Source organism: Paenarthrobacter sp. CCNWLY172, from assembly GCF_037402035.1.
Classification (GTDB): domain Bacteria; phylum Actinomycetota; class Actinomycetes; order Actinomycetales; family Micrococcaceae; genus Arthrobacter.
In genome coordinates this window covers 1-23,683 of sequence record NZ_JBBEGB010000005.1, presented here as the reverse complement: position 1 = coordinate 23,683, position 23,683 = coordinate 1, and the positions used below count along the sequence as shown (strand labels likewise).

Genomic DNA, 23,683 nt, shown 5'->3' with positions numbered 1-23,683 from the left:
TATCCCGGCTGCTGTCCGCAGCCTGCCAACTGTGGAAAGAGAGCGATAATGACTGAGAGCAAATCGCCGCAGGACGGAAGCTTCGCGGCGCCAACCACCGGTGCCCATGCAGGCACCGAACCGTTCACGGGAAATTACCTGGATTCAGCCGACGTTGAGACCCAAACGGCTGGTACCACCGGCATCAGTGGTACCCCCACTGGCTCCGGAACAGGCTCCGCCAGTTCCGGCAAGGTGGATACTGCCAAGGAAGAAGCCGCAGGCGTGGCCGGTGCCGTAGGCGACGCCGCCGGCGGAGTTGTAGACACCGCCAAGACCGAAGCCGGGCATGTTGCCCACGAGGTTAAGGTGAATGCCCGCCAACTGCTCACGCAGACCAAGGGCGAGCTGGCCGATCAGGCCCAAGCACAGCAGCAGCGCGTGGCCGAAGGGTTGCGGTCTATCTCGGACGAACTCTCCACCATGGCCAACTCGACTGAAAACGGTGGTGTGGCGACGGACTTGGTCCAGCAGGCAGCCCAGCGTTCCTCCTCTGTTGCCCAGTGGTTGGAAGGCCGGGATCCCGGTTCCCTGTTGGATGAAGTCAAGGGCTTCGCCCGCCGTAAGCCAGGAACGTTCCTGCTGCTGGCTGCAGGAGCCGGCGTCCTCGCCGGCCGTCTGGGCCGGGGCATGGCAGGCAACGCCTCCGACGCAGCCTCAGCAAGCGCTACCCCAGCCACCACTGAGACGCCTCGAGCTGTCTACTACCCGACGCAGGGCGGTGCCGTGACTCCTCCCGCCGTGGACCTTCCCGGACCGACGGCCACCACCGCTGGATACGGTTCAGCCACCACCACCGGATACGACGCCGGTACCACCGGTGGCTACGACGGATCCACCCTCCCATACCCGGAGACTGACGCCGGCGGAGTTAAGGCCCAGGGCGACCCGCTTGCCGGACCGCTTGATCCCGATGACCCGCAGTACGGAGGACCCCGATGAGCAGTCCCGCCGATCTGCCCCCCACAGAAGCCCACGTGAAGGCGGAAACCCTTCCCCTCGGCGAGATCCTGAGCGACCTGACGCGTGATGTTTCCACGTTGATGCGCCAGGAAGTGGAGCTGGCCAAGGCGGAGCTGAAAGAGTCCGCCACCAAGGCAGGCAAGGGCGCAGGGATGCTGGGCGGAGCTGCATACGCCGGCCACATCACCGTGCTGTTCTTGTCCATTGCTCTTTGGTGGGCCTTGGGCCAACTTGTTGGACTCGGATGGTCCGCTGTAATTGTCGCGGTCATCTGGGGAATCGTCGCAGCCGTTTTGGCTGCCAAGGGCCGCAAGGAACTGAACACCATCAAGGGCATGCCCCAGACCGCTGAGACGGTCAAAGAAATACCCCCCGCTTTGAAACCGAACACTGAGGAGACACGATGACGCAGAACCCCGACGCCCTGCGCGCCGATATCGAAGAAACTCGCCGGCGGCTCAGTACCAACGTTGACGCCGTGGCTGACAAGGTCACGCCTTCGCACATCGTTAACCGCAGGGTGGACAAGATCAAGACCGCTGTGTTCGGCGCCCGCGACGACGTCAGTGACGCTGCAGGCAACGCTGCCCACCGGGCCGGGGACGCTGTCTCCGGTATGGCCGGCACCGTTTCCGGGGCCGTATCGGACATCGGTGACGCGCCGCAGGCAATCACCCGCAAGGCCCAGGGCAGCCCTATCGCCGCTGGCCTGATCGCGTTCGGAGCAGGCTTGTTGGTGTCCTCGCTGTTCCCGGCCTCTGAAAAGGAGCGCGAAGCAGCCCAGGCCGTCAAGGAAGCAGCCCAGCCACTGACCGATGAGCTGAGCCACGCTGCCCAGGAAGTCGCCGAGCACCTGCGCGAGCCAGCGCAGGACGCAATGCAGAACGTCAAGGACAGCGCCACGGAAGCCGCCGCCAACGTCAAGGACGAAGGCCAGGCAGCAGCCGCCGATGTCCAGGGCCGCGCGCAGACGGCCAAGGACAACGTCAGCAACCAGTAAGTTCCACCGCTGACCCAACTGAGTCGCAGCAGATGCCCTTTTGAGCCTTCAAAACGGCATCATCTGCGACTCAGTTGGTTTAACGCTGCGTTCCTGGGATGTGTCGGGCTGGGTCTTGGATCAGCGCACTTCCAGGATCATCTGCAGCAAGCGGGCTGCGGCAGGCCGGGCTGCGTGTTCCTCGGACCACTGCGCACGGGCCAGGGCCTTGCTGACGGCCTGCGTGGTGATGCCCAGCTCCTGGGCCACGGCTTTTTGCTGGCCTCGGACGCCCGGCGTGAGCAGGTCAAGGACCCGCCATTCCGCTGCGCTGCGGTGTTGGACGATGTGTCCCAAGAGTCGCAGCACAGCTTCGGCTTCTGAAGCCAACGCGGTCAAAGGTCCGTCCACTGCCACCGGGATCCGCTCTTTGCCGTTGCGCAGCCTGTCGACGGCCCGGCGCGCGTAGACCAGGCCGTGGCCCGACGCGTCCTTCACCAGGTTGGGCAGCGGCTCATTGATGGGTCCGACGCCGATTCCTACGTACCATTGGCTGGACCGGAGCGCGATCAAGGCAGTCTCCACGGCCTGGTGGCCCGATTCGACGATGCCCTGCACCTCATCCTCAACCGAGCGGTCAAAGTCGAGCCGCGCAGGAATGTGCCGCAGGTCCTTGAGCAGCTGCGGCACGAGGTCGCCGTCGCGCCGGCTGTCGCGTTGGTTGATAGTGAGAGTGAACATAGTGGATCACATGCTACCGGCTGGTAGACGGTCTGCAAGGGCAAAATTCGCCCATTGTTCAGTCCAGCCGTTCAGTCGAGCGCCGTCCGCCCGGTAAGGACGACGGCGGGCAGCGCACCTGCCGCTGCCCGTGCCGCGCCGGGCGTTCCTGCATCATTCATCGCCCCGTGGATAGCGAGGACCAACGGGGCGGGATCCTGGTTCGAAGCGAAGACCCAGAACGTGTCGCGGGCTTGGAAAACCACGGCACTCCGGCCTCCAGCACCCAGGGAAACCTTCCGGCGTGCCACCAATCGGCGGTCGGGATCGGTGCCGTCGGAGGTGGTCACGGCTTTGATGGTTGCGGGCGTAATGTCGGCCCAGGGAATCACCACGCGGGTGTGTTTCTGCGAGTACTTGGCGACCATCCCGCCGTCGAAGACCAGCAACTTCCGGAAGCTGCCCAGAAGCGTCATGGACCACAGCACCACACCCGTGAGAATGCTGGTCAGCACAAAGAAGGCGGGATCGTTGAAGTGCCCGGCTTCCCGGGTGGATCGGATGGGGCTGACGAACTCTGCGATGGTCCCAAAAATGAACCCCAGCACGAGGCAAGGGATGAGGACCTTCCAGTAGATGTGCCGGGAAGACGCTACGCAGCGGAGCTGTCCCAGGTCGGGGGCGAGCTCGCGCTCAACACGGCGGACCAGCCAGTTACGGCCGTGCATCCGGGCGCTGGCCGTAGAGGTTGGGCAGGTCCTGCCGATCGGCCGCAGCGGCTTGTTCGGCGGCGGGGACCTTGGGGTCCGGAACCGGTGCCTGGCCCTGCGCAATGCCGGAGCGGCGGTCGATGGCGGCGAACTTCGGATCCCAGGTGTCGTCTCCGCCACCACTGATGGCGGAAGCGATGAGCATCACCACGAAGAACGGAAAGAAGGACCAGCAGATGGCGCGCCATCCGCCCAGCCAGGCGCCCGCCGTCGTGCCGTTCTTGATCCGCACCGAGCGCATGCCCGCAGCGGCGTCGCCTACGCTGCCCACGGTTCCCCAGATCATTCCGTAGACCAACAGGCCCACGAACCACAGGACAACGTAGAGGGTCAGCCACAAACCGTCGTTGTAACCGATTGCCGAGCCGCTGTTCATCATGGACTCACGGACCACCGCGGCAATCGCGGCCAGGATCAAGTAGCCCACCAGGAAGACGACGGCATCCAGGACGCGACCCCAGAAGTGGGCACTACCCGAAGCCTTGACGAAGTACGCGCCGGTGTCAGGATGGCGGCGAACGGGGCGGCCGTTGACAGGGTCAAGCAGCCCAGTGAGGGTGGTGGACTTGGAAGTGCTCATGAGGGACTTTCAGCTCGACGGCGGTGTGCAGCTTGGGTGCGGAACGTCAGGCCAGTCCGGCCAGTCCGCCCAGGACGCGGGCCAACGATGCCGCAGAGGTTTCCTGCAGCTCGAACGTTACTGATTCCGCCTGCTCCGGGCCGGATTCTGGCGAGCCCTCCACGCGGGGGGTGAGAACGTGGACGCCGGACGGACCGGTGTACACGGTGACAGTGGGGAATTCGTTGGTATTGGAATTGAAGGCCACAACGTTGCTTGCGGCCTGGGTGTCGGCCAAGGCGGTAGCGGCGTGTGCCTCGAACTGGGCTTCAGTGTAAAGGGCAGGCTCAGTATCGCGGGCGGCAGCCTGCTGGGGGTCGACGAATTCGGCCAAACGCGGAACCAGTTGGTCACGGGTGACCACGGTGAAGCCGTGCAAGCCGCTTTCGTCTACTTCCTCGAGCAGAACACCTTCGTCGTGAAGGTAGCCGTAGAGCCAACGTTTGCCGGTGGACACCGTGCGTTCCACGGAGACAACGCTGCTGCCGCTGCGGCGCAGGGTGAGGGCGCCGGTGATTTCTTCCGTGGCGTGCAGGCGGGAAGGCTCGGTCTCGCCCTCGAAGACCACCGGATACACGAGTTCCTTGGCGAGCAGGCCGCGCAAGGCGATGGCGCACATCAGCTCCTTGCTGGCGTCCTGGGCCGAAAGCCACGGCAGCGCCACCAGCTGTTCGTGCTGAACGCCGTCCAGGGCTACAACTTCTTCATCGGTCAGCGTAGGCAAGGGCGCACCGACGGCGCTGGCCGTGGCCAGGACCTTGGCTGCGGCCTCGATGTCCCTCTGGGTCCATTTCATGGTGCTGGTGGTCATCCGAATATCCCTCCGACAAAGTTTCCGACTGACTTGGCGGCGTCACTGACCCCGTCTGCCACCTTACTGCCTGCGTCCTTGACGAAGCCCGCCACCTCCTTGGCGCCGTCGGCGATGTAGCTGCCAGGGTTGCGTGCGAAGTTGCTGATGGAGTCCCAGTTGTCGGCTACGAGGTTGCCCAGCGCCCACGCGCCGGCGACGATGCCCGCACCGATCACGATCGGAGCACCGATCGGCCCCAGCAAGGCGGCCCCGCCGGCTGTCATGAGCATGATGCTGCCAACGCCACCCACCACGGACAGGCCGCCGGCAACGCGGTCGCCGGTGCCGCGCCAGCCATCGTGCTCGGGGTTGATCATGTCGCTGATGCCGCCCACGATGTTCAGCGGTGCCGCCAGTGCCCCGGCCACACGGAGGCCCTTGGAGAACTTGCTGGCGTCCTGGAACGCCTGGCTGTAAGGGATGTTGGCTTTGAGGTCGGTGAGGACGTCAGTGACTTTCTCGCCGTTCCTCAGCGCGGTCATGGCGTCGCGGACAACCGTTCCGCCGGCCCGCCAGTTGGTCAGGACCTCGCGGGTCTTCACCCATTCCGCGTTGCCCAGCTTGAGGTATTTGTAGGCCGTCCACAGCGGGGCAGCCAAACCCTTGACGCCCATCGCGGTGTCATAGACGTCCTTGAGGACACCCACCGACGAGCCCGAGCCATCATTGTGGCTGGCGAACTCCTGCTGGTTGGCGTGCTTCTTCAGCTGGCTGGCATTCTCGCGCAGCATGGTGGCGGCCTTGACCAGGCTCTGCCGGTGCTGGGAGTTCCAATCGCCCTTGAACACCGTAGCGTCCCGGCCCTGCCACGCTGTTGTGGAATTGATGGCGTTGGACAACTGCGTGCTTTGCAGGCTGATGGCGTCGGCAGCTTTGCCCATCACGCCGGCCAGACTGCGAAGCTGCGTGATGTCCGCGCCGTAGAACCCAGCCATATGAACCCCCTGTGTAAGGCATCGAAAAGTCTCGTCCCAGCCTAAGCGGACCCGGGAGCTACCGCGATGGGGAGACATGCCCATGTGTACAGTCCGGGCAAAAGACGTTAAAGAACGACGGCGGCTGGTGCGGTTCGCAGGGAACCGCACCAGCCGCCGTCGAGCATCACGTGCAAGTACGCGACGCGGAAGCGTAACGCGAAGGACTAAGCCCTAGTGTGCTGCCGGAACGTAGCGCTTGATGGAAGCTTCCAGCTCGGCTTCGGCAGCGGCGCGGTCGCCCCAGCCCTCGGCCTTGACCCACTTGCCGGGCTCCAGGTCCTTGTAGCGCGTGAAGAAGTGCTCGATTTCCTTGATCAGGAATTCGCTGACGTCGCTGACTTCCTGGATGTGGTCGAAGCGTGCGTCAACGGGGACGCAGAGGACCTTGGCGTCTCCGCCGCCGTCGTCGGTCATGTTGAAGACGCCGATGGGGCGGGATTCAACGATGACGCCCGGGTGGAGGTCGAAGTCCTGCAGGAGCACCAGTGCGTCCAGCGGATCGCCGTCTTCGCCCAGGGTGTTCTCGAAGAAACCGTAGTGCGTGGGGTACTGCATGGAGGTGAAAAGGACGCGGTCCAGGCGGACACGGCCGGTTTCGTGGTCAACTTCGTACTTGACGCGCGATCCCTTGGGGATCTCGATGGTCACGTCGTGCTTCATGGAATGCTCCTTGACGGGTGTGGGTGGGGCGTCGCTCCGCCGAAGCGGCCGTCACGGGTGACGGTGCCTCAGGCAGGCTGCTCAGCCCGGGGCTGGCGGCAGGCAAAAGTACAGCCGGTGCCGCCGACTACTATTGAGGATATAGCGAGAGGCCCGGGTTTCTTGAACCGGCGGGGACATTTCAGGACTGACAGGACCAAGCAACTTCCATGATGGGCGTTAAAAACGGGGATACCCGCTGGGTATCTGCGGCGTGGGGGCGCTTGAAATGGCCGTTGCTGTTGGCCGGAGTCCTGCTGTGCCTCGGTGCCGTGGTGGTGGCCGGTATGGTGCCGGGCCTGCTGACCATGCCCAAGCCGTCGCCGTCGGTTCCCGCTTGGCACCAGGAGCCGGACCGCTTGGCTGACGTCAGCGGAGTGCTTCCCCTGGACGCCAATGCCCCCGTTCCCATGCCCGCTGAGGTTGCCCGGCAGCTTGACGCCACCCTGAAACCGGCCGGCGGGGGCAGTATCAGTGGCATGGTGATGGACGCGTCCACCGGCAAGGTCCTCTTTGACCGTGACGCCAACGCCAACCGGATCCCGGCCTCCAATATGAAGTTGCTGACCGCCGTGGCTGCGCTGAAAGCCCTCGGTCCGGAGACGCGTTTTACCACCCGGGTGCTCGCAGCCGAGGATCCCTCCACCGTGGTGCTGACCGGCGGAGGGGACGTACTGCTGGGTGCTTCAGCATCGGATCCGTCGGCGGTTCTTGGACGCGCCGGTCTGGCTTCGCTGGCCTCGGATACTGCGGCGGCTTTGGCTGCGGCAGGCGTCAAGGGACCTGTCACCGTGCGAGTGGACGATTCACTCTTCGCCGGCGCACCCCTTAACCCTGCGTGGAGCCTGGACGACGTCGCCGCCGGCGAGACAGCACCGTTGTTTTCCCTCGCGTTGAACTCAGGCCGCTATGCTCCGGATGTCGTGACCGGTCCGCGCCCCCAGGATTCCGCCGTCACCAGCGCCGAGGCGTTCGCCGAGCAGTTGGCGGCTGCCGGCGTTGCGGTGGGTCCCGGCGTCGAACGCGGCAAAGGCCTCCCCGCCAAGGTGCTGGCGGCCGCCGAATCAGCCACAGTCAGCGATCAGGTGGACCTCATGCTTGAGTCCTCGGACAACTTCCTCGCCGAGGCGCTGGGGCGGATGACCGCCTTGGCTTCCGGTCAAAAGGCCACGTACGACGGCGCCACCGCGGCCGTGCGCCAACGGTTGGGGGAGCTGGGGATCGCCGCCGGTTCGATGCAATTGGCCGACGTCTCCGGACTGGCCTTGGAAAACCAGGTCAGTGCCCGCCAGTTTGCCGAGGTGGTCCGTGCCATCACCAGCGGACCGGACCTCTCCCTGCGCACCGCGCTGGACGGGTTCCCGGTGGCCGGCCTGACCGGAACCCTGGATGACAGATATGTGGACGCCTCTACCGCGGAGGGCGCCGGGCTGGTCCGGGCCAAGACGGGGACGCTCAATACGGTGATCGCCCTGAGTGGTTACGTGGTGGACGCCGACGGGCGGTTGTTGGTGTTCTCCTTCATCGGCAACGACCTTGAACCGGGGGCTGCTGCCAACAAGGTGGCCATGGACCGGTCGGCGTCGGTGTTGGCCTCGTGCGGTTGCCGGGGCTGAATGCTCCGCGTGGAGCGAACTTAAGAGCCCGCTGTCAGTCTCGTGTGGTGTGATGGTCCGTATGGTGTCATCTGCCCGCGATTCGTCAGCAGGGGCCCCGTCCCTGATCAATTGGGACCTGGCCGCCTCTACGGCTGCCCGGCTTGCCCCTCCCGGTCCGGAGCTTAGCGCCGGGGAGATTGGCAAGGCGGTGGAGAACCTGCGCTTCAACGCGGACATCTCCGTCCCGCACGTCCACGACATCACCGGGTTGGACGCTGCCCGGGATCTGCGTGACTCGCACGTCCTGGTGGTGGACCGCGCTTCCTGGTCCAAGGCCAACACGCAGAGCTTCGCGGTGATGCTCCAACCCGCGTTGAAAACGATGCTGGACAGCCGCAGCGGAGTGTCCATGACCCCAGCCGCAGCCGCTGCCAGCGGTGCCATCACCGGCACCCAGCTTGGCGCTGTGCTGGCCTTCCTTTCCAGCAAGGTCCTTGGCCAGTACGATCCCTTTGCTGCCCTGGCCCCGGAATCCAACGTTCCGCCCGGCGGCCGGCTCCTGCTCGTAGCGCCGAACATCATCTCCGTGGAGCGCGAACTCAACGTCCACCCGGACGACTTCCGCCTCTGGGTCTGCCTGCATGAACAAACACACCGCGTGCAATTCGCTGCCGCGCCGTGGCTCCGGCACCACATGCTCGACGAAATCGAGAAGCTCAGCGGCAACCTCCTGGGCAACATGGACTCCCTGGTGGAGCGCGCTGGTGCGGTGGCCAAGTCCCTGCGTGACCGCACTCCCTCAGACAAGACTCCGGGCCGCGGCGCCATCCTGGACCTCCTCCAGAACCCTGAGGAGAAGGCGTCCCTGTCCCACATCACGGCCGTTATGAGCCTCCTCGAGGGCCACGCCAACGTGGTGATGGACGCTGTGGATTCGAGCATCGTTCCTTCGGTGAAGACCATCCGCCAGCGCTTCAACGAGCGCGGCAAGGACCGCGGGGTAGTGGAGAAGTTCATCCGCAACCTCCTCGGCCTGGACGCCAAGATGCGCCAGTACACCGATGGCGCCAAGTTCGTCCGCGAAGTCGTAGCCGTGGCAGGCATGGACGGCTTCAACCGGGTGTGGGAATCTGCCGACTTCCTCCCCACCGAAGAAGAGATCCACAACTCCAAGCTGTGGCTTGAGCGGATGGGCCTTTGAGCATTCCTTTCGGTTCCGCCGCCGCTGGCTCCGGCGTCGATTCCGCTGCCGGTCGCGGCGGTAAGGGTCGACGACGGCCCGGGCGCCTTGCGCCGGTGGTCGGCAAGGCCCGGAAACAGTTGCAGAACGCCTTGGCCTCCGCGGGTCATCCCCAGCGGGTGCTCGTAGCCTGCAGCGGTGGGCCGGATTCGTTGGCTTTGGCAGCCATAGCCGCGTACTTCGGCCGGCGTGGCCACGTCGATGGACATCCGGTAACGGTTGCCGGTGTGGTGGTGGATCATCAGCTGCAGCCGGGCTCTGCAGAGGTCGCCTCCCGGACTGCCGCGGTGTTGCGCGAGCTGGGTCTGTCTCCGGTGGAGGTGCGCACTGTGGAAGTCGCGGCCACTGGGTTCGGCCCTGAGGCCGCGGCCAGGGATGCCCGCCATGCTGCGTTGGAATCTGCTGCCGCGGACCTGGCGTGTGATGTGATCCTTCTTGGCCACACCCTGGACGACCAAGCCGAGCAGGTGTTGCTGGGCTTGGCCCGTGGTTCAGGGACTCGGTCTTTGGCGGGGATGAGGCCTGCCCGCGGTCGCCTTCTCCGCCCTTTCCTGGGCCTTCGCCGAGCCGAGACCCTGGAAATTTGCGAGGTCGAGGAACTTTCCCCTTGGCACGATCCCAGCAACGCCGACCCTTCCTTCGCCCGGTCCCGGACCCGCGTGGAAGTCATGCCTGTCCTGGAAGAGAAGCTGGGGCCGGGGGTCGCCGAGTCGCTTGCCCGGACCGCCGCAATACTGCAGCAGGATGCCGATTTCCTCGAAGATCTGGCCAACGAGACCTATCTCTCACTTGTCCAGCGTGAAGACGGCGGCGCATGGCTTCCGGAAGACGCCGTACGTGAGCTGCCCGCAGCGCTGAGGTTCCGGGTCATCGCGAAGGCTGCCGCCGACGTCGGGGGTCAACAACCTGGCTACGGACGGCTCCAAGCCGCGGAAGCGCTGCTGCGGCGACAAGGGTCGGCCGGACCCGTGGAGCTTCCCGGCCACGTCAGTGTTTACCGGTTGTCCCTGAGCGATTTGGAGCAGGAGCGTTCGGTTTCCGCCGGTGCTCCGGCTGCCAGTAGTCCGCACGATTCGGCCGGCGCCGGTCCCCGCGAAGCCGCGCGCTGTGGGAAGCTAGTATTCCGGCATCAGAAACCGTCCCAACAGTAGCCGCACCCGAGCATCAAAACAGGAGCCATTGGTGGATTCAAACGACGTCCAGGCAGATCTCAAGCACGTTCTTTACACCAAAGAGCAGATCCAAACGCGCATCGCGGAACTCGCAGCGCAGATCGACAAGGATTACGAGGGCCGCGACATCTTGATCGTCGGTGTCCTCAAGGGTGCGGTCATGGTCATGGCTGACCTGGCGCGCGCTCTGCACAGCCACGTCAGCATGGACTGGATGGCTGTCTCGTCCTACGGTTCCGGTACCCAGTCTTCCGGCGTGGTCCGGATCCTCAAGGACCTTGACACCGACCTCATGGGCAAGGATGTCCTGATTGTTGAGGACATCATCGATTCCGGACTGACCCTTTCCTGGCTCAAGTCCAACCTCGAATCCCGTGGCACGGCCAGCGTCGAGATCTGCACGGCCTTCCGCAAGCCGACCGCCGCCAAGGTGGAGATCGACGTCAAGTACGTTGGCTACGACATCCCCAACGAGTTCGTGGTGGGCTACGGCCTCGACTACGCCGAAAAGTACCGCAACCTGGACTTCGTGGGCACCTTGGCCCCGCACGTTTACGAGTAAATACCCCGTCGCCTTCCGCCGCATCACGTTCCGCCAACGTATCTGTCATCTCAGGATGCGTTTGGGCCGGGCGGGTGCGGCGTTCGCGTTAACGGCATCATTCGTTGGGCGGCCGCATTCAAGGGGTGCCCTGGGGGAGCCCCCGGAGCTACACTGAACCATGACCGGTGCCCTTGCCCGTCTCCTGGCATGGCTCGTCGTCTTGTCGACGTTTCTCACGGCCTGCACTCCTGCGGTAGATGTCAACGGGACAGCTGCCGTCCAGTCCAGTGCGGCCGCGTCGGCCCCGCCAATCGCCGGGGACGTCGCATCTCTTGCGCCCGCCACCGTCCCCACACTGCCCCCTGCGCCTGCTCCGCCTCCCGCGCCTGCACCTCCACCGCCGGTACCCCAGGCTTTCGCGCTGAACCTCTACCAAAAGGGTGACTTCGTGCCGCAGTACACGTTTGATTGGTGCGTAGCCGCGAGCATCCAGATGGCACACAACCTCATTGACGATACGGGCGGCGCGTCTTGGGCAGCCCCCGCACAGCAAAGCGAGCTGTGGGAGATGGCCCGCGCCCGGTCATCGAATTCATTCAACGGTGCCAACCCCCGGGGCTGGGCGCAGGTGTTGACTGAGGTTGGAATGGGCCCGTACTCGGTGGTCAGCGTCGCGACCTACGAGGACACGCTGCAGACGGCGGCGCGTGCCATAGCGGAAACTGGCCGGCCAGTGGGGTTGGTCATGTGGAGCGGCCGGCATGCTTGGGTGATGAGCGGCTTTGAGTCCATCGGTGATCCCGCGCAGTTCCCGGAGTTCCAGGTAACGGGGATTCGCGTCCTGGATCCGCTTTATCCCCACGGCAGCGGGCAGTGGGGTCCCTCTCCGGAGCCCAACAGCCTGCTTACTCCGGAGCAGTTGGCCACACAGTTTGTGGTCCGTGAACCCCGGCGCTGGAGTACGGACCTGCCCGCTGGTTATTTGCTGGTGCTGCCGGTCGCAGCCTGACCAAGCAGCATCGAGACCACTCGGATGTATCCAACCTGGTGCACTGCCCACCAAACGTAAACCCCTGTCCCAGCGCCCTCGAGGCGAGTATCCTGTGTACGCCCAGAGGGAACTTTTGGACTTTCCGGTGCGTGAATTACTGGGAACGGTGTATAGCTTGAAACTGAAGCAGCACCACTCGCGCGCAGAAGTTGCGCCTTGCAGCACTACCAGGAGGGACGGGGCAAAACCCCGATCAGATGAAAGCTAAGAGTTTCTTCAAGGGCCCGGGCATCTGGATTGTTGTCGTCGTTGGCTTGCTCCTGGTGGCATTCGCAACACTGGCTCCGGGCGGTTCAACGCGCATTGACACCAAGGAAGGCCTGGAGCTCCTTTCCCAAAGCGGGAAGGTTGAGCAGGCCAAGATCTTCGACGCCGAAAACCGCGTTGACCTGGTGCTCAAGGACAACCTGAACCTGGACGGCCAGGACAAGGGCAAGAACGTTCAGTTCTTCTACGTCACGGATCGTGGTCCGGATGTGGTGAAGGCAGTCACCAACGCCAACCCGGAAAAGGGCTTCACCGACCAGCCGATCGAGAACAACTGGTTCTCCGGCCTGTTCTCGCTGCTCATCCCGGTGCTGCTCCTCGGTGTGCTGTTCTGGTTCCTTCTTTCCCGCATGCAGGGCGGCGGCTCCAAGGTGATGCAGTTCGGCAAGTCCAAGGCCAAGCTGGTCAACAAGGACATGCCGCAGGTGACCTTCTCCGACGTAGCCGGTGCTGACGAAGCTGTGGAAGAGCTCCAGGAAATAAAGGAGTTCCTCCAGGAACCGGCCAAGTTCCAGGCTGTTGGCGCCAAGATCCCCAAGGGTGTGCTGCTTTACGGCCCTCCAGGTACCGGTAAGACGCTGCTTGCCCGCGCTGTTGCAGGCGAAGCCGGCGTTCCCTTCTTCTCCATCTCCGGCTCGGACTTTGTTGAAATGTTCGTCGGCGTTGGTGCTTCCCGCGTCCGTGACTTGTTTGAGCAGGCCAAGGCCAGCTCTCCGGCCATCATCTTCGTGGATGAGATCGACGCCGTTGGTCGTCACCGTGGTGCCGGCATCGGCGGCGGCAACGACGAACGTGAGCAGACGCTGAACCAGCTCCTCGTGGAGATGGACGGCTTCGACGTCAAGACCAACGTCATCCTCATCGCTGCCACCAACCGCCCGGACGTCCTGGACCCCGCGTTGCTGCGCCCGGGCCGCTTCGACCGCCAGATCACCGTGGAAGCCCCGGATATGATCGGCCGCGAGCAGATCCTGAACGTTCACGCCAAGGGCAAGCCTATGGCGCAGGGCATCGACCTCAAGGCTGTTGCCAAGAAGACCCCGGGTTACACGGGCGCTGACCTGGCCAACGTCCTGAACGAGGCCGCACTTCTGACCGCGCGTTCCAACGCCAACCTGATTGACGACCGCGCACTGGATGAGGCAATCGACCGTGTCATGGCCGGCCCGCAGAAGCGCAGCCGCGTCATGAAGGAACTCGAACGCAAGATCACCGCGTATCACGAAGGTGGGCACGCTTTGGTTGCCGCTGCCCTTCGTAATTCGGCACCGGTCACCAAGATCACCATCCTTCCCCGTGGCCGCGCACTCGGCTACACCATGGTGATTCCTGAGGACGACAAGTACTCGATCACCCGTAACGAACTGCTGGACCAGATGGCCTACGCCATGGGTGGCCGCGTTGCTGAGGAAATCGTGTTCCACGACCCCTCCACCGGTGCTTCCAATGACATCGAGAAGGCAACCTCCACAGCCCGCAAGATGGTCACGCAGTACGGCATGAGCGAACGCGTTGGTGCTGTGAAGCTGGGCCAGGGCGGCGGCGAGCCGTTCCTCGGCCGCGACGCCGCACAGGAACGCAATTTCTCCGACCAGATCGCCTACGTGGTGGACGAAGAAGTGCGTCGACTCATCGACCAGGCGCACGACGAGGCCTATGCCATCCTCACGGAAAACCGGGACGTCCTGGACCGTCTGGCACTGGAACTCCTTGAACGGGAAACCTTGAACCAGGCTGAGATTGCCGAGATCTTCCATGACATCCGGAAGCGTGATTTCCGTGAGATCTGGCTGTCCAAGGAATCCCGTCCGGTCCAGTCCATCCCGCCCGTGGAAAGCCGGGCAGAAAAGGCCGAACGCGAAGCCCAGGAGGAAGCCAAGCAGGCGCGTCTGGACGAACCCCTGGACGTCGTCGCTCCGCACGCGCAGGGGGTCAGCAGCCAGGACTCCTTCCAGGCACCGCGACCTGACGGCGGCAACGACTCCACGCATCACGGCTAAGCTATCTGCCGTGACTCATTTCGACGACGACGACCTCGCCGCCGCCCACGGCTCCGCCGCGGGCTCCAAGCACGCCCATAAAGTAGACCGTCCGCGCATTGAAGCGGCGGTCCGCGAGATCCTCTTGGCTATTGGTGAAGACCCTGACCGTGGCGGCCTCCAGGACACGCCCAAGCGCGTGGCCAAGGCGTACGCCGAGGTTTTTGCCGGGCTCCACCAGCATCCGGCGGATGTCCTTTCCACCACGTTCGACCTCGATCATGAAGAGCTCGTCCTGGTGAAGGACATTCCGTTCTATTCGACCTGCGAGCACCACCTGGTGCCGTTCCACGGAGTGGCGCATGTCGGTTACATCCCGTCACATGACGGGAAGGTGACAGGCCTCAGCAAGCTGGCGCGGTTGGTCGACATCTACGCGCGCCGGCCGCAGGTGCAGGAGCGCCTCACGACGCAGATCGTTGAGGCGTTGGTGAAGCACCTCAACCCGCGTGGTGCCATTGTGGTCGTCGAATGTGAACACATGTGTATGTCCATGCGCGGCATCCGCAAGCCCGGCGCGAAGACCGTCACCAGTGCGGTGCGCGGTCAGCTCCATGACCCGGCCACCCGCGCCGAGGCCATGAGCCTCATACTCGGAAGGTAATCTCTATGGACTCCCTCGCTGCAGCACCCGGAACCGGCCCGGCCACAAGCCCGTTGCCGGTTCTCCGTAAGCCGCGGCCCGCGGCCAGGTTCGAGGACCTGCCGACGGACCGCACGCTCGTCATGGGAATCCTCAATGTCACCCCGGATTCCTTCAGCGACGGCGGCACCCACCGGACGCCGGACACGGCCATCGCGCTTGGTTTGCGCATGTTTTACGCCGGCGCGGACATTATCGACGTCGGTGGCGAGTCCACGCGCTCTGGCGCCGAGCCGGTTTCCCCGGAAGAAGAACAGCGCCGTGTCATTCCGGTGATTCAGGCGTTGGTCAAGGCTGGCGCGCTGGTCAGCATCGACACGATGCACACGTCCACGGCCGCCGCGGCAGTGGAGGCTGGTGCGGCCATCATCAACGATGTTTCCGGCCTCACCATCGAGCCCGGTATGCCGGAGCTCGTAGCCCGGACCAAGGTCCCGTACATCCTTACGCACCGCCGCGGCGATGCCATGACCATGGACAGCCTGACGGACTACCACAACGTGACCCAGGACGTGGTGGCTGAACTCAGCGGCGTCCGCGACAAGTTGTACGCAGCGGGCGTTGCCCCGGAGCAGATCATCATTGATCCCGGAGTCGGTTTCTCCAAGAACGAGGACCAGAACTGGGAAATCCTCAAGAACCTTGATCAGCTCTTCGGGTTGGGCCACAAGGTGATGGTCGCTGCTTCCCGCAAGCGGTTCCTCGGTTCGCTGCTCACTGTTGCGGGCAAGTCGGCTGCTCCGCTGGAACGAGACGCCGCCACCGCTGCAATCACCGCTTTGAGCGCCGCCAAGGGCGCCTGGGCTGTCCGCGTCCACGACGTCGGACCCAGCCTTGACGCCGTCAAGGTCACCGCCCGCATCGCACGCTGATAGGAAACGCTGTGGACAGGATCACGCTGACGGGCGTCACCGCCGTGGGTTATCACGGGGTGTTCGATTTTGAGCGCCGTGACGGCCAGCCTTTCGTGGTGGATACAGTGCTCCACACGGATTTCACCAAGGCCGCGGAGACAGATGACCTGCAGTACACAGCGCACTATGGTGAAGTTGCCGAGCTGATCACCCGGCACATCGAGGGCGAGCCCTTGAACCTGATCGAGGGTCTGGCCGTCAGGATCGCGGAGGGCATCCTCGCGAACTACAGCGTGGCCGCCGTCGACGTCACCGTCCACAAGCCCAAGGCTCCCATTGAGGTGCCGTTCGGCGACGTTACGGTCAGTGTGCACCGGGAGCGATCATGACATCCGGCTACACCAAGGCCATCCTGGCCCTCGGCAGTAACCTGGGGGAGCGCAACGACACCCTTTCCACTGCGGTTGCGGCCTTGGTGGATCCGCCGGAGGTGCGGCTCCTTGGAGTTTCCCCGGTGGTGCAGACCAAGGCAGTCGGTGGTCCGGAAGGGCAGCCGGACTTCCTGAACATGGTCATGGCCGTGGAAACCACGTTGACCCCGCTGGAACTCTTGAGGCATTGCCACGACGTCGAACAGCAGCACCACCGTACGCGCGAGGTTCGCTGGGGTCCCAGGACGCTGGATGTGGACATCGTCGTGTTCGGCGACGTCGTCAGTGACGATCCCATTCTTACTCTTCCCCATCCGCGGGCAGCTGAGCGTGCATTCGTGCTCTATCCGTGGTCGTTGTTGGAACCGCACGCACAGTTGAACGGGCGCAGTGTTGCTGAGTTGGCTGCCGTCGCCGCTGACATGCCGGATATCCGGCGCTTCGATGGTTATGGCGACGTAGCCGGCGTGCCTGCGACGGGAGCAGTGGAACAGCCATGAAAGCAATGCGCCCGGTGGTTCTGGTGCTCATCGCCGTCATCGCTGCGGTCATTGGATGGTTGGCAACCGCCACCACCAACCGCTTCAGCATGCCCACCCCGGTCCTGCCGGTATCCGCGCTGGTGACCATGGCCGTTATTGCCGGCCTCACACTCATCATGGGCATTCGTGTGCTGCGCTGGCGCAACGGCAAGAAGAAGAACCTGCTCAATCCGATTCTGGCGGCCAGGACATTGATCCTTGCCCAGGCCTGCGCCTATGCGGGAACCTTGCTCCTTGGCTGGCATGCCGGAATCTCGATGGACCTTCTCCGGATCGGCAGCTTGCGCGGCGGCGAGGGAATACTGTGGAACGCCTTGCTGATGGGCGGCGGTGGCGTGGTCATGGTGGTGGTTGGGCTCGTGGTGGAGCGTTTCTGCCGGATCCCACCCGAGGATCTTGAAGGTGGCACTGCCGGACCGGGGCCCCGTCGCGGCGAAACCAAAGGCGAAGGCGAGTATGCATACCGAGGCGATTGATCCTCCCGGCGTCCAGTGGCTTCGGGTTTCCCCGAAGTACGTCACCGTGCGGTTGGTGGAGTGGGCCATCGGTAATGTCCTGATGCTGACAGTCCTCAGTTTGCCGCTCATATTCGTGCTGCTGGGTTGGTGGCGTTGGCCTCCTTTGTGGCTCGCCATCACGGTTCCCGCAGTGATGCTGGTCCTGGCGCTGTGGCGGCTGGTGTTGATTCCCCGCCAGGTACGCGCCATCGGCTACGCAGAACGCGACGACGACCTCCTCATCCGCCGCGGCATCTTCTTCCAACGCACCATGGTGGTTCCCTACGGCCGGATGCAGTACGTGGACGTTGCGGTTGGTCCGGTTGAACGCAGCTTGGGACTGTGCACGCTCAAACTCCACACGGCATCGACCGGAACCAACGCGCACCTGCCAGGTCTTCCGGCAGAGGAAGGCGCACGGCTGCGCGAACAGCTTTCGGCCCGTGGAGAAGCCAGGCTGGCCGGGCTGTGAGCCCGGAAGGCAACGCGGCGGTGAGCCTGCCGGATCAACCGGAAGCAAAGGTCGACGGCGACTGGAACCGCGTCCACCCGGCATCACCTTTCGTTCGTGGCTGGGTGGCGCTGGCCGCCGTCGGGTTCTTCTTTGGCCGTGACGCATTCGAACGCATGTTGCAGGGCAGGGATTTTCTGGATCCAAACCTGAACGGCCGTGTGCCGTGGCTTTTGGCCGGCGGCGCCGTGGTGCTGCTGTTGACGGTGGGCAGTTTCATCCTGACCTGGTACTTCACGCGTTACCAGGTGGCCGAAGGGTACGTGCGCGTCAACACTGGTTTCCTGTTCAAGCAGCAGCGGCAGGCCAGATTGGACCGTGTCCAGGCCATCGACATTGTTCAGCCGCTCTTGGCGAGGATATTTGGCCTCGCTGAACTCAAATTTGAAGTGGCCGACGCCGGCGAGTCGGCGGTGCGGCTCGCTTACCTTCCGCTCGCCCAGGCGAAGCAATTGCGCGCCACCATCCTTGCGCGGGCGGCCGGCGTTGTCAGCGAGCCCGGTAAGGAAGAGGAAATTCCTGAGGCACCCGAGCATGTGGTGCTGTCTGTGCCTCCGGCACGGCTCATTGGATCCCTCGTGTTGAGCGAGCAAACCGTCGGAATCCTGGTCGGTGCCGCTGTGGTGGTAGCTGTCTCTGTTTTCACAGATAACCAGACGCTGTTCTTGGCGCTCATCCCCGGCATCCTGGGCATCGGCGCAGCCTACTGGAATTCCTTCAACAAGGGCTACAACTTCACGGCAGCCATTTCGCCGGACGGTATACGCCTTCGATACGGTCTCCTGGACACTCAGGCGCAGACCCTGCCTCCCGGACGCATCCAGGCAGTCATGGTGACGCAGCCGCCTCTCTGGAGGATCTTTGGCTGGTACCGGATGCACGTCAACGTGGCGGGTTATGGGGTATCGGGCAGTACCGAGGGTGCCGCCCGGACCATGCTGCTGCCCGTCGGAATGAAGCCCGATGTCCTGCGGATGATGTCCTTGGTGCTGCCGGACCCGGGGGTTGAGGACCCGGAGCGCGTCTTCACGGCCGGACTGGATGGGTTGGCTCCGGCCGCGCCCGACGCCGCCCCGACAGATGAATTTGTCACCACACCCCGCCGCGCACGGTTGCTTGCTCCACTTGGCCGGCGCCGCAACGGATTCCTTGCCACGCGCACGGCGTTGTTGATCCGATCCGGCCGTTGGTGGCACACGCTGGTCCTTGTGCCGCATCAGCGGACGCAGTCCATGGCGCTCCACCAGGGGCCGCTGGCTCGCCGCTTCGGAGTGGCCGACCTTGTCCTCCACACCACCGCCGGACCTGTTTCTCCCAGGGTCTTCCAAGCTGATGCGGCCCAGGCCGTGGAACTCTTCGACCAACAGGCTGCCCGCGCCCGGGAAGCCCGGAAACGGCAGACGAGCGAGCAGTGGCTGGCGCAGGTGGCACCGCAGGCCCCGGAGGTTGCAGCCGCAGCGGAGGTTGCGACCACAGCGGAACAGCCGCCCCCGCCGGCACAATCCGCGCAGCCGGCCCGGCCAATCCAGCCGGAACACCCCCACACTTCACCGCAACAGGAGGACCGCCACGATGGCTAGGCCAGGACGACTCGGAGTCGGAATCATCGGCGCCGGCAAGGTGGGTGCCGTGTTGGGTGCCGCTTTGCGCGCGGCCGAGCACGCCGTCGTCGGGGTTTCTGCTGTGTCGGAGGCGAGCCGTGAGCGTGCCGAAAACCTGCTGCCCGGTGTTCCGGTCCTGGAGATCCAGGACATCGTGGAGCGTTCGGAACTGGTGCTGTTGGCCGTTCCGGACGACGCCCTCGGGGAGTTGGTGGCGGGGCTCGCCAAGCTGGGCGCCTGGCAGCCGGGCCAACTGGTGGCACACACGTCCGGCCGGTTCGGCGTGGGAATCCTCAACCCTGTCCGTGCGGTGGGCGCGATCCCGCTGGCGCTGCACCCGGCCATGACTTTCACGGGCATGAGCTTGGACCTGACCCGGCTCATGGATTGCACTTTTGGTGTTACCGCGGATGCGGCCATGCTGCCGATCGCTCAAGCCCTCGTGGTGGAGATGGGTGCCGAACCGGTGGCCATTGCCGAAGCCGACCGCACCCTCTACCACGCGTCCCTTGCGCATAGCTCGAACCACATGGTCACGCTGGTGGCCCAGGCATCCCAGATGCTGCGGGAGATCGGCGTCGAAAACCCGGAGTCCATGCTGGGTCCGCTGTTGCGCGCCACACTGGAGAACGCCCTTGCATCCGGCGAATCGGCGCTGACCGGTCCGGTGGCGCGTGGAGATGTGGGTACCGTTTCCGCGCATGCCCAGGCACTGAAAGAGTACGACGGCGGTGCGGGCGGCGATGTTCTCGCGGCCTACCAGGCCATGGCGCGGGCCACCGCACGCAGGGCGGAAAACCGCGGGCTCCTGCGGCCCGAACAACTGAATGAGATCGACGAAGCCTTGGGTGCCGACCCCAAGTCGCCGGAAGGACACTGAACAGCATGGCCATCAAACTCGTGACCACCGCGGCGGAACTGCGTGCTGAAAGTGCACGCTTGCTGGCATCGAAGGGCGGGAATTCGCAGGGATTGGTCCCCACCATGGGTGCCCTGCACTCAGGCCACGCGGCGCTGGCACGGACCGCCGCGGCCGAGAACGACGTGGTGGTGGCCACCATCTTCGTCAACCCGCTGCAGTTCGGCGACGCCGTTGACCTGGACCGCTACCCGCGCACGCTCGACGCCGACATGGCCCTGCTGGACGCCGAAGGCGTTGACCTGGTGTTCGCGCCGTCCGTTGGCGAGGTGTATCCCGGCGGACAGCCCCTGGTGCGGGTAACCTCCGGACCGTTGGGTGAAAAATGGGAAGGTGCTTCGCGCCCCGGTCACTTTGACGGCGCCCTGACCGTAGTGGCCAAGCTGCTGCACTACGGACTTCCCGGAGGTGCTGCCGTTGACGGCACGACGGCGGCCTACCGGGCTTACTTTGGCCAGAAGGACGCGCAGCAGTTGGCTTTGGTGAAGCGGATGGTCTCGGACCTGAACTTCCCGGTGGAGATCGTTCCTGTGCCCATCGTTCGCAGTGAGGACGGCCTGGCGCTTTCAAGCCGAAACAGGTTCCTTTCCGATGAGGAACGAGAGGCCGCCCTTGTGTTGTCGCGGGCTTTGCGCCTTATCGAGTCCCGGGCAACCGCGCACGAACCACTGGACCTGGACTCCGCCGTCGCGCTTGTTGAATCCCAACCGTTGGTGGAACTGGACTATTTCGACGTCGTCGACCCCAACACCTTGGAACCGCTCGCCGAAAACTGCAAGGAGACACCGTTCCGCGGGGAAGGGTTGGCGATCATCGCTGCGAAGGTGGGGCCTGTGCGGCTCATCGACAACGCTCCTTTGTTCTCCTAGCGTTAGGAATTTTTCTACTGACGGGAATTGGATAGGCCTTTAGACTGTTCTAGTCTTCACCGGCATCGATCGCCGGACACCAAATCCAACCCTTGGGGAACCCTCATGTCTACCGACGTCACGTCCGACGCCAACGGCAAGCCTGAATCCGGAGCATCCGGTTCGGTCGCCTCTGTAGAGGCAACGCCCTACCAGGCCCCGCCGGCTCCGGCGTCGCAGGCGCCGGTTTCCGGGAAGATGTCCCGTGAATCCGTGACGGTCATCGTCACCCTTTTGGTGGCAACCTTCGTGGTGATCCTCAATGAGACCATCATGAACGTCGCCCTCCAGCGCCTCATGACGGACCTCCAAGTGAGTGCGTCCACTGTGCAGTGGCTGGCTACCGGCTTCATGCTGACCATGGCCGTCGTCATTCCCACGACAGGGTTCATCCTTCAGCGGATGAGCACCCGCGGGGCGTTCATGCTGGCCATGGGTCTCTTCAGCGGTGGTACTTTGCTGGCCGCCTTGGCGCCGGGTTTCCTGGTGCTTTTGCTGGCGCGCATCGTTCAGGCCGGCGGCACTGCCATCATGCTGCCGCTGTTGATGACCACCATCCTGACGCTGGTACCCATGTCCAAACGCGGAGCCGTCATGGGCAACGTCAGCATTGCCATCTCGGTTGCTCCGGCTATGGGCCCCACCGTTTCCGGCATCATCCTGGACCACTTCTCCTGGCGCTTCATGTTCGTATTCGTGCTGCCTGTTGCCTTGGCGGCTTTCGCGATAGGTGCCAAGTACCTCACCAACGTGGGGGAGCGCGAGAAGACCACGCTTGACGTGCCTTCCGTTATCCTCACTGTTCCCGCTTTCGGTGGCCTGGTCTACGGTCTGAGCCAGATTGGTGGCGCCGAGGCCGGCGTTGTTCCCGTGATCGCGCTGGTGGTTGGTGTCCTCTGCCTGGCACTTTTTGTCTTCCGGCAGCTCAAGCTCCAGAAGTCCGACGCCCCGCTGCTGGATCTTCGTGCCTTCAAGTTCCGCATGTTCACGGTGTCCACGCTGCTGATGGTGGTAGCCATGATGGCCCTGTTCGGCGGTGTGATTCTGTTGCCGCTGTACCTGCAGAACACCTTGCACCTGCAGCCGTTGGAGACTGGACTCGCACTGCTGCCGGGCGGTTTGGCCATGGGCCTGCTGGGTCCGGTCATTGGACGGATTTTCGACAAGGTTGGCCCCCTGCCGCTCACCGTCACCGGTTCTGTGCTCATGGTCCTGACGCTGTGGCAGTTCTCCCGCCTGGATGAGGGAAGCTCGCTTGGCTGGGTCATTGCCCTGCACGTCACCCTGAGCCTTGGCCTTGCCCTGCTCTTCACGCCGGCGTTCACCACTGGCCTGAACCCGCTGCCGCCGCACCTCTACTCGCACGGATCGGCGATCATCAGCACCGCGCAGCAGGTAGCCGGTGCAGCCGGTACGGCGCTGCTGGTGTCCATCTATGCGGTGGTTTCTGCATCTTCGAACCAGGTCGCCGGCATGCAGGCGGCGTTCATGGCCGCCACTGTTATCGCGGTTGCTGCTGTGGTGCTCGGTGCCATGATGCGCAAGACCGACGGCGCCGCAGGACACGGCGGCCACTGAACCCGCGGTTGCTGACGACCGGTTTCCCGCAAAGCTCTCCCACCGTGGTGGGGGAGCTTTGTTGGTTAACGGGGTGGCGCCGTTGGTAGGGGGTGGCGCCCTTGGTTAGGGGGTGGCGGTCGGTCGTGCAGCGTCCACCTTCCGACGCTCGCTCACATCCCTCGGGTTTGATGGCGTCGCTCGCTCACATCCCGCGGGTTTGGGGCGGATGCTCTCTCATGTTCCTTGGGTTTGGTTGGGGTTCGACGGCGGTGGTGGGGTTGTGTGATGGGCTTCACTTGGGTTGGTTTGGGGTGTGGTGGGGTGGTTTTGGGGGTGTTTTCCTTGTGTTGGCGGGGTTTTTGGGTGGTGTTGGGGTGGATTTGGTGTGGGGGTGGGGCGCGTGTAAAGTTATTCGAGTCGCCGCCGCTGATGCGGAAAGATGGCGACCGACTCCCTTCAAATTGCCGGTTTCGGTGGTGCTTTTGTGTGCTGCTGGTTGGTGTGGGAGGCCCGGGTTCTGGTTTGCTTTGTGCGGCTGGTTCGGGTAAGTTTGAAAAGTTGCTCCGGAGCGATCCTGGACCCTTGTGGGTGTGGGTGGTGCCGGTAGTGTCTGTTGTTTGAGAACTCAATAGTGTGCCAAGTTTGTTGATACCGATTGTTTTATTGATTGGTTGAAATTATGGCTGG

General features: G+C 64.1%; 25 protein-coding genes. 19 read left to right on the top strand and 6 right to left on the bottom strand.

The features are described 5' to 3' along the window. The first annotated feature begins 48 nt into the window (after positions 1 to 48). Genes WBN73_RS08730 through WBN73_RS08720 form a run of 3 tightly spaced genes read left to right on the top strand, consistent with a single transcriptional unit; the run spans position 49 to position 2,002 of the window. Entirely contained in the window at positions 49 to 981 is a 933-nt protein-coding gene (locus WBN73_RS08730; RefSeq protein WP_337340217.1) for a hypothetical protein, read from the top strand. After that, positions 978 to 1,409 carry a phage holin family protein gene (locus WBN73_RS08725; RefSeq protein ID WP_207595723.1) on the top strand — a complete coding sequence of 144 codons (432 nt, stop codon included), beginning with the start codon at positions 978 to 980 and terminating at the stop codon, positions 1,407 to 1,409. Before WBN73_RS08730 ends, WBN73_RS08725 begins: the two co-directional genes overlap by 4 nt. Beyond that, positions 1,406 to 2,002: a DUF3618 domain-containing protein gene (locus WBN73_RS08720; protein WP_337340218.1), complete on the top strand. Its 597-nt coding sequence runs from the start codon at positions 1,406 to 1,408 to the stop codon at positions 2,000 to 2,002. The genes WBN73_RS08725 and WBN73_RS08720 overlap by 4 nt, the downstream gene beginning before the upstream one ends. Before the next feature lie 120 nt (positions 2,003 to 2,122). Here the strand turns inward: WBN73_RS08720 and WBN73_RS08715 are convergent, their stop codons facing one another. The 6 genes from WBN73_RS08715 to WBN73_RS08690 form a co-directional block, all read right to left on the bottom strand. Beyond that, entirely contained in the window at positions 2,123 to 2,722 is a 600-nt protein-coding gene (locus WBN73_RS08715) for a hypothetical protein (protein ID WP_207595725.1), read from the bottom strand. 71 nt (positions 2,723 to 2,793) lie between these two features. Beyond that, positions 2,794 to 3,429, bottom strand: a complete 636-nt coding sequence (locus WBN73_RS08710) for a hypothetical protein (protein ID WP_337340219.1) — start codon at positions 3,427 to 3,429, stop codon at positions 2,794 to 2,796. After that, a complete protein-coding gene (locus WBN73_RS08705) occupies positions 3,416 to 4,051 on the bottom strand; it encodes a hypothetical protein (RefSeq protein ID WP_337340220.1) in 636 nt (211 codons plus the stop codon). The genes WBN73_RS08710 and WBN73_RS08705 overlap by 14 nt, the downstream gene beginning before the upstream one ends. Before the next feature lie 46 nt (positions 4,052 to 4,097). Continuing rightward, positions 4,098 to 4,901 (bottom strand): hypothetical protein, encoded by an 804-nt coding sequence (locus WBN73_RS08700; protein ID WP_280625731.1) that lies wholly within the window; start codon positions 4,899 to 4,901, stop codon positions 4,098 to 4,100. Next, positions 4,898 to 5,878 (bottom strand): hypothetical protein, encoded by a 981-nt coding sequence (locus WBN73_RS08695; RefSeq protein ID WP_280625733.1) that lies wholly within the window; start codon positions 5,876 to 5,878, stop codon positions 4,898 to 4,900. The genes WBN73_RS08700 and WBN73_RS08695 overlap by 4 nt, the downstream gene beginning before the upstream one ends. 213 nt (positions 5,879 to 6,091) lie before the next feature. After that, positions 6,092 to 6,580, bottom strand: a complete 489-nt coding sequence (locus WBN73_RS08690) for an inorganic diphosphatase (RefSeq protein ID WP_024818962.1) — start codon at positions 6,578 to 6,580, stop codon at positions 6,092 to 6,094. A 212-nt stretch (positions 6,581 to 6,792) separates the two neighbouring features. Between WBN73_RS08690 and dacB the strand changes: the two genes are divergently transcribed. From dacB to WBN73_RS08610, 16 genes are all read left to right on the top strand, one after another. Next, positions 6,793 to 8,235, top strand: coding sequence for a D-alanyl-D-alanine carboxypeptidase/D-alanyl-D-alanine endopeptidase (gene dacB, locus WBN73_RS08685; protein WP_337340232.1), 1,443 nt, complete (start codon positions 6,793 to 6,795; stop codon positions 8,233 to 8,235). Between the two features lie 61 nt (positions 8,236 to 8,296). Next, positions 8,297 to 9,418, top strand: coding sequence for a zinc-dependent metalloprotease (locus WBN73_RS08680; protein WP_207595730.1), 1,122 nt, complete (start codon positions 8,297 to 8,299; stop codon positions 9,416 to 9,418). A 119-nt stretch (positions 9,419 to 9,537) separates the two neighbouring features. Then, positions 9,538 to 10,608, top strand: a complete 1,071-nt coding sequence (gene tilS / locus WBN73_RS08675) for a tRNA lysidine(34) synthetase TilS (RefSeq protein ID WP_337340233.1) — start codon at positions 9,538 to 9,540, stop codon at positions 10,606 to 10,608. A 31-nt stretch (positions 10,609 to 10,639) separates the two neighbouring features. Then, positions 10,640 to 11,191, top strand: coding sequence for a hypoxanthine phosphoribosyltransferase (hpt, locus tag WBN73_RS08670; protein ID WP_011772910.1), 552 nt, complete (start codon positions 10,640 to 10,642; stop codon positions 11,189 to 11,191). Between the two features lie 160 nt (positions 11,192 to 11,351). Then, positions 11,352 to 12,182, top strand: coding sequence for a hypothetical protein (locus WBN73_RS08665; RefSeq protein ID WP_337340221.1), 831 nt, complete (start codon positions 11,352 to 11,354; stop codon positions 12,180 to 12,182). Between the two features lie 239 nt (positions 12,183 to 12,421). Continuing rightward, complete coding sequence (gene ftsH, locus WBN73_RS08660; protein ID WP_089593194.1) at positions 12,422 to 14,491, top strand: ATP-dependent zinc metalloprotease FtsH; 2,070 nt, start codon at positions 12,422 to 12,424, stop codon at positions 14,489 to 14,491. Positions 14,492 to 14,501: 10 nt separating this feature from the next. After that, positions 14,502 to 15,134 (top strand): GTP cyclohydrolase I FolE, encoded by a 633-nt coding sequence (folE, locus tag WBN73_RS08655; RefSeq protein ID WP_337340222.1) that lies wholly within the window; start codon positions 14,502 to 14,504, stop codon positions 15,132 to 15,134. A gap of 5 nt (positions 15,135 to 15,139) precedes the next feature. Beyond that, complete coding sequence (gene folP / locus WBN73_RS08650; RefSeq protein ID WP_337340223.1) at positions 15,140 to 16,045, top strand: dihydropteroate synthase; 906 nt, start codon at positions 15,140 to 15,142, stop codon at positions 16,043 to 16,045. An 11-nt stretch (positions 16,046 to 16,056) separates the two neighbouring features. Further along, positions 16,057 to 16,416: a dihydroneopterin aldolase gene (folB, locus tag WBN73_RS08645; protein WP_337340224.1), complete on the top strand. Its 360-nt coding sequence runs from the start codon at positions 16,057 to 16,059 to the stop codon at positions 16,414 to 16,416. Beyond that, positions 16,413 to 16,958 (top strand): 2-amino-4-hydroxy-6-hydroxymethyldihydropteridine diphosphokinase, encoded by a 546-nt coding sequence (gene folK, locus WBN73_RS08640; RefSeq protein WP_207595734.1) that lies wholly within the window; start codon positions 16,413 to 16,415, stop codon positions 16,956 to 16,958. Before folB ends, folK begins: the two co-directional genes overlap by 4 nt. Beyond that, the gene (locus WBN73_RS08635; protein ID WP_207595735.1) at positions 16,955 to 17,476 is read left to right on the top strand and encodes a DUF3180 domain-containing protein; all 522 of its coding nucleotides are present in this window, start codon (positions 16,955 to 16,957) and stop codon (positions 17,474 to 17,476) included. The genes folK and WBN73_RS08635 overlap by 4 nt, the downstream gene beginning before the upstream one ends. Further along, a complete protein-coding gene (locus tag WBN73_RS08630; RefSeq protein ID WP_207595736.1) occupies positions 17,457 to 17,969 on the top strand; it encodes a PH domain-containing protein in 513 nt (170 codons plus the stop codon). The genes WBN73_RS08635 and WBN73_RS08630 overlap by 20 nt, the downstream gene beginning before the upstream one ends. Beyond that, positions 17,966 to 19,588, top strand: coding sequence for a PH domain-containing protein (locus WBN73_RS08625; RefSeq protein ID WP_337340225.1), 1,623 nt, complete (start codon positions 17,966 to 17,968; stop codon positions 19,586 to 19,588). Before WBN73_RS08630 ends, WBN73_RS08625 begins: the two co-directional genes overlap by 4 nt. Beyond that, the gene (locus WBN73_RS08620; RefSeq protein WP_280625764.1) at positions 19,581 to 20,489 is read left to right on the top strand and encodes a Rossmann-like and DUF2520 domain-containing protein; all 909 of its coding nucleotides are present in this window, start codon (positions 19,581 to 19,583) and stop codon (positions 20,487 to 20,489) included. The genes WBN73_RS08625 and WBN73_RS08620 overlap by 8 nt, the downstream gene beginning before the upstream one ends. A 5-nt stretch (positions 20,490 to 20,494) precedes the next feature. Further along, positions 20,495 to 21,397: a pantoate--beta-alanine ligase gene (panC, locus tag WBN73_RS08615; protein WP_337340226.1), complete on the top strand. Its 903-nt coding sequence runs from the start codon at positions 20,495 to 20,497 to the stop codon at positions 21,395 to 21,397. A 105-nt stretch (positions 21,398 to 21,502) separates the two neighbouring features. Further along, positions 21,503 to 23,014, top strand: a complete 1,512-nt coding sequence (locus WBN73_RS08610) for a DHA2 family efflux MFS transporter permease subunit (RefSeq protein ID WP_207595740.1) — start codon at positions 21,503 to 21,505, stop codon at positions 23,012 to 23,014. The last annotated feature ends 669 nt before the right edge of the window (positions 23,015 to 23,683 follow it).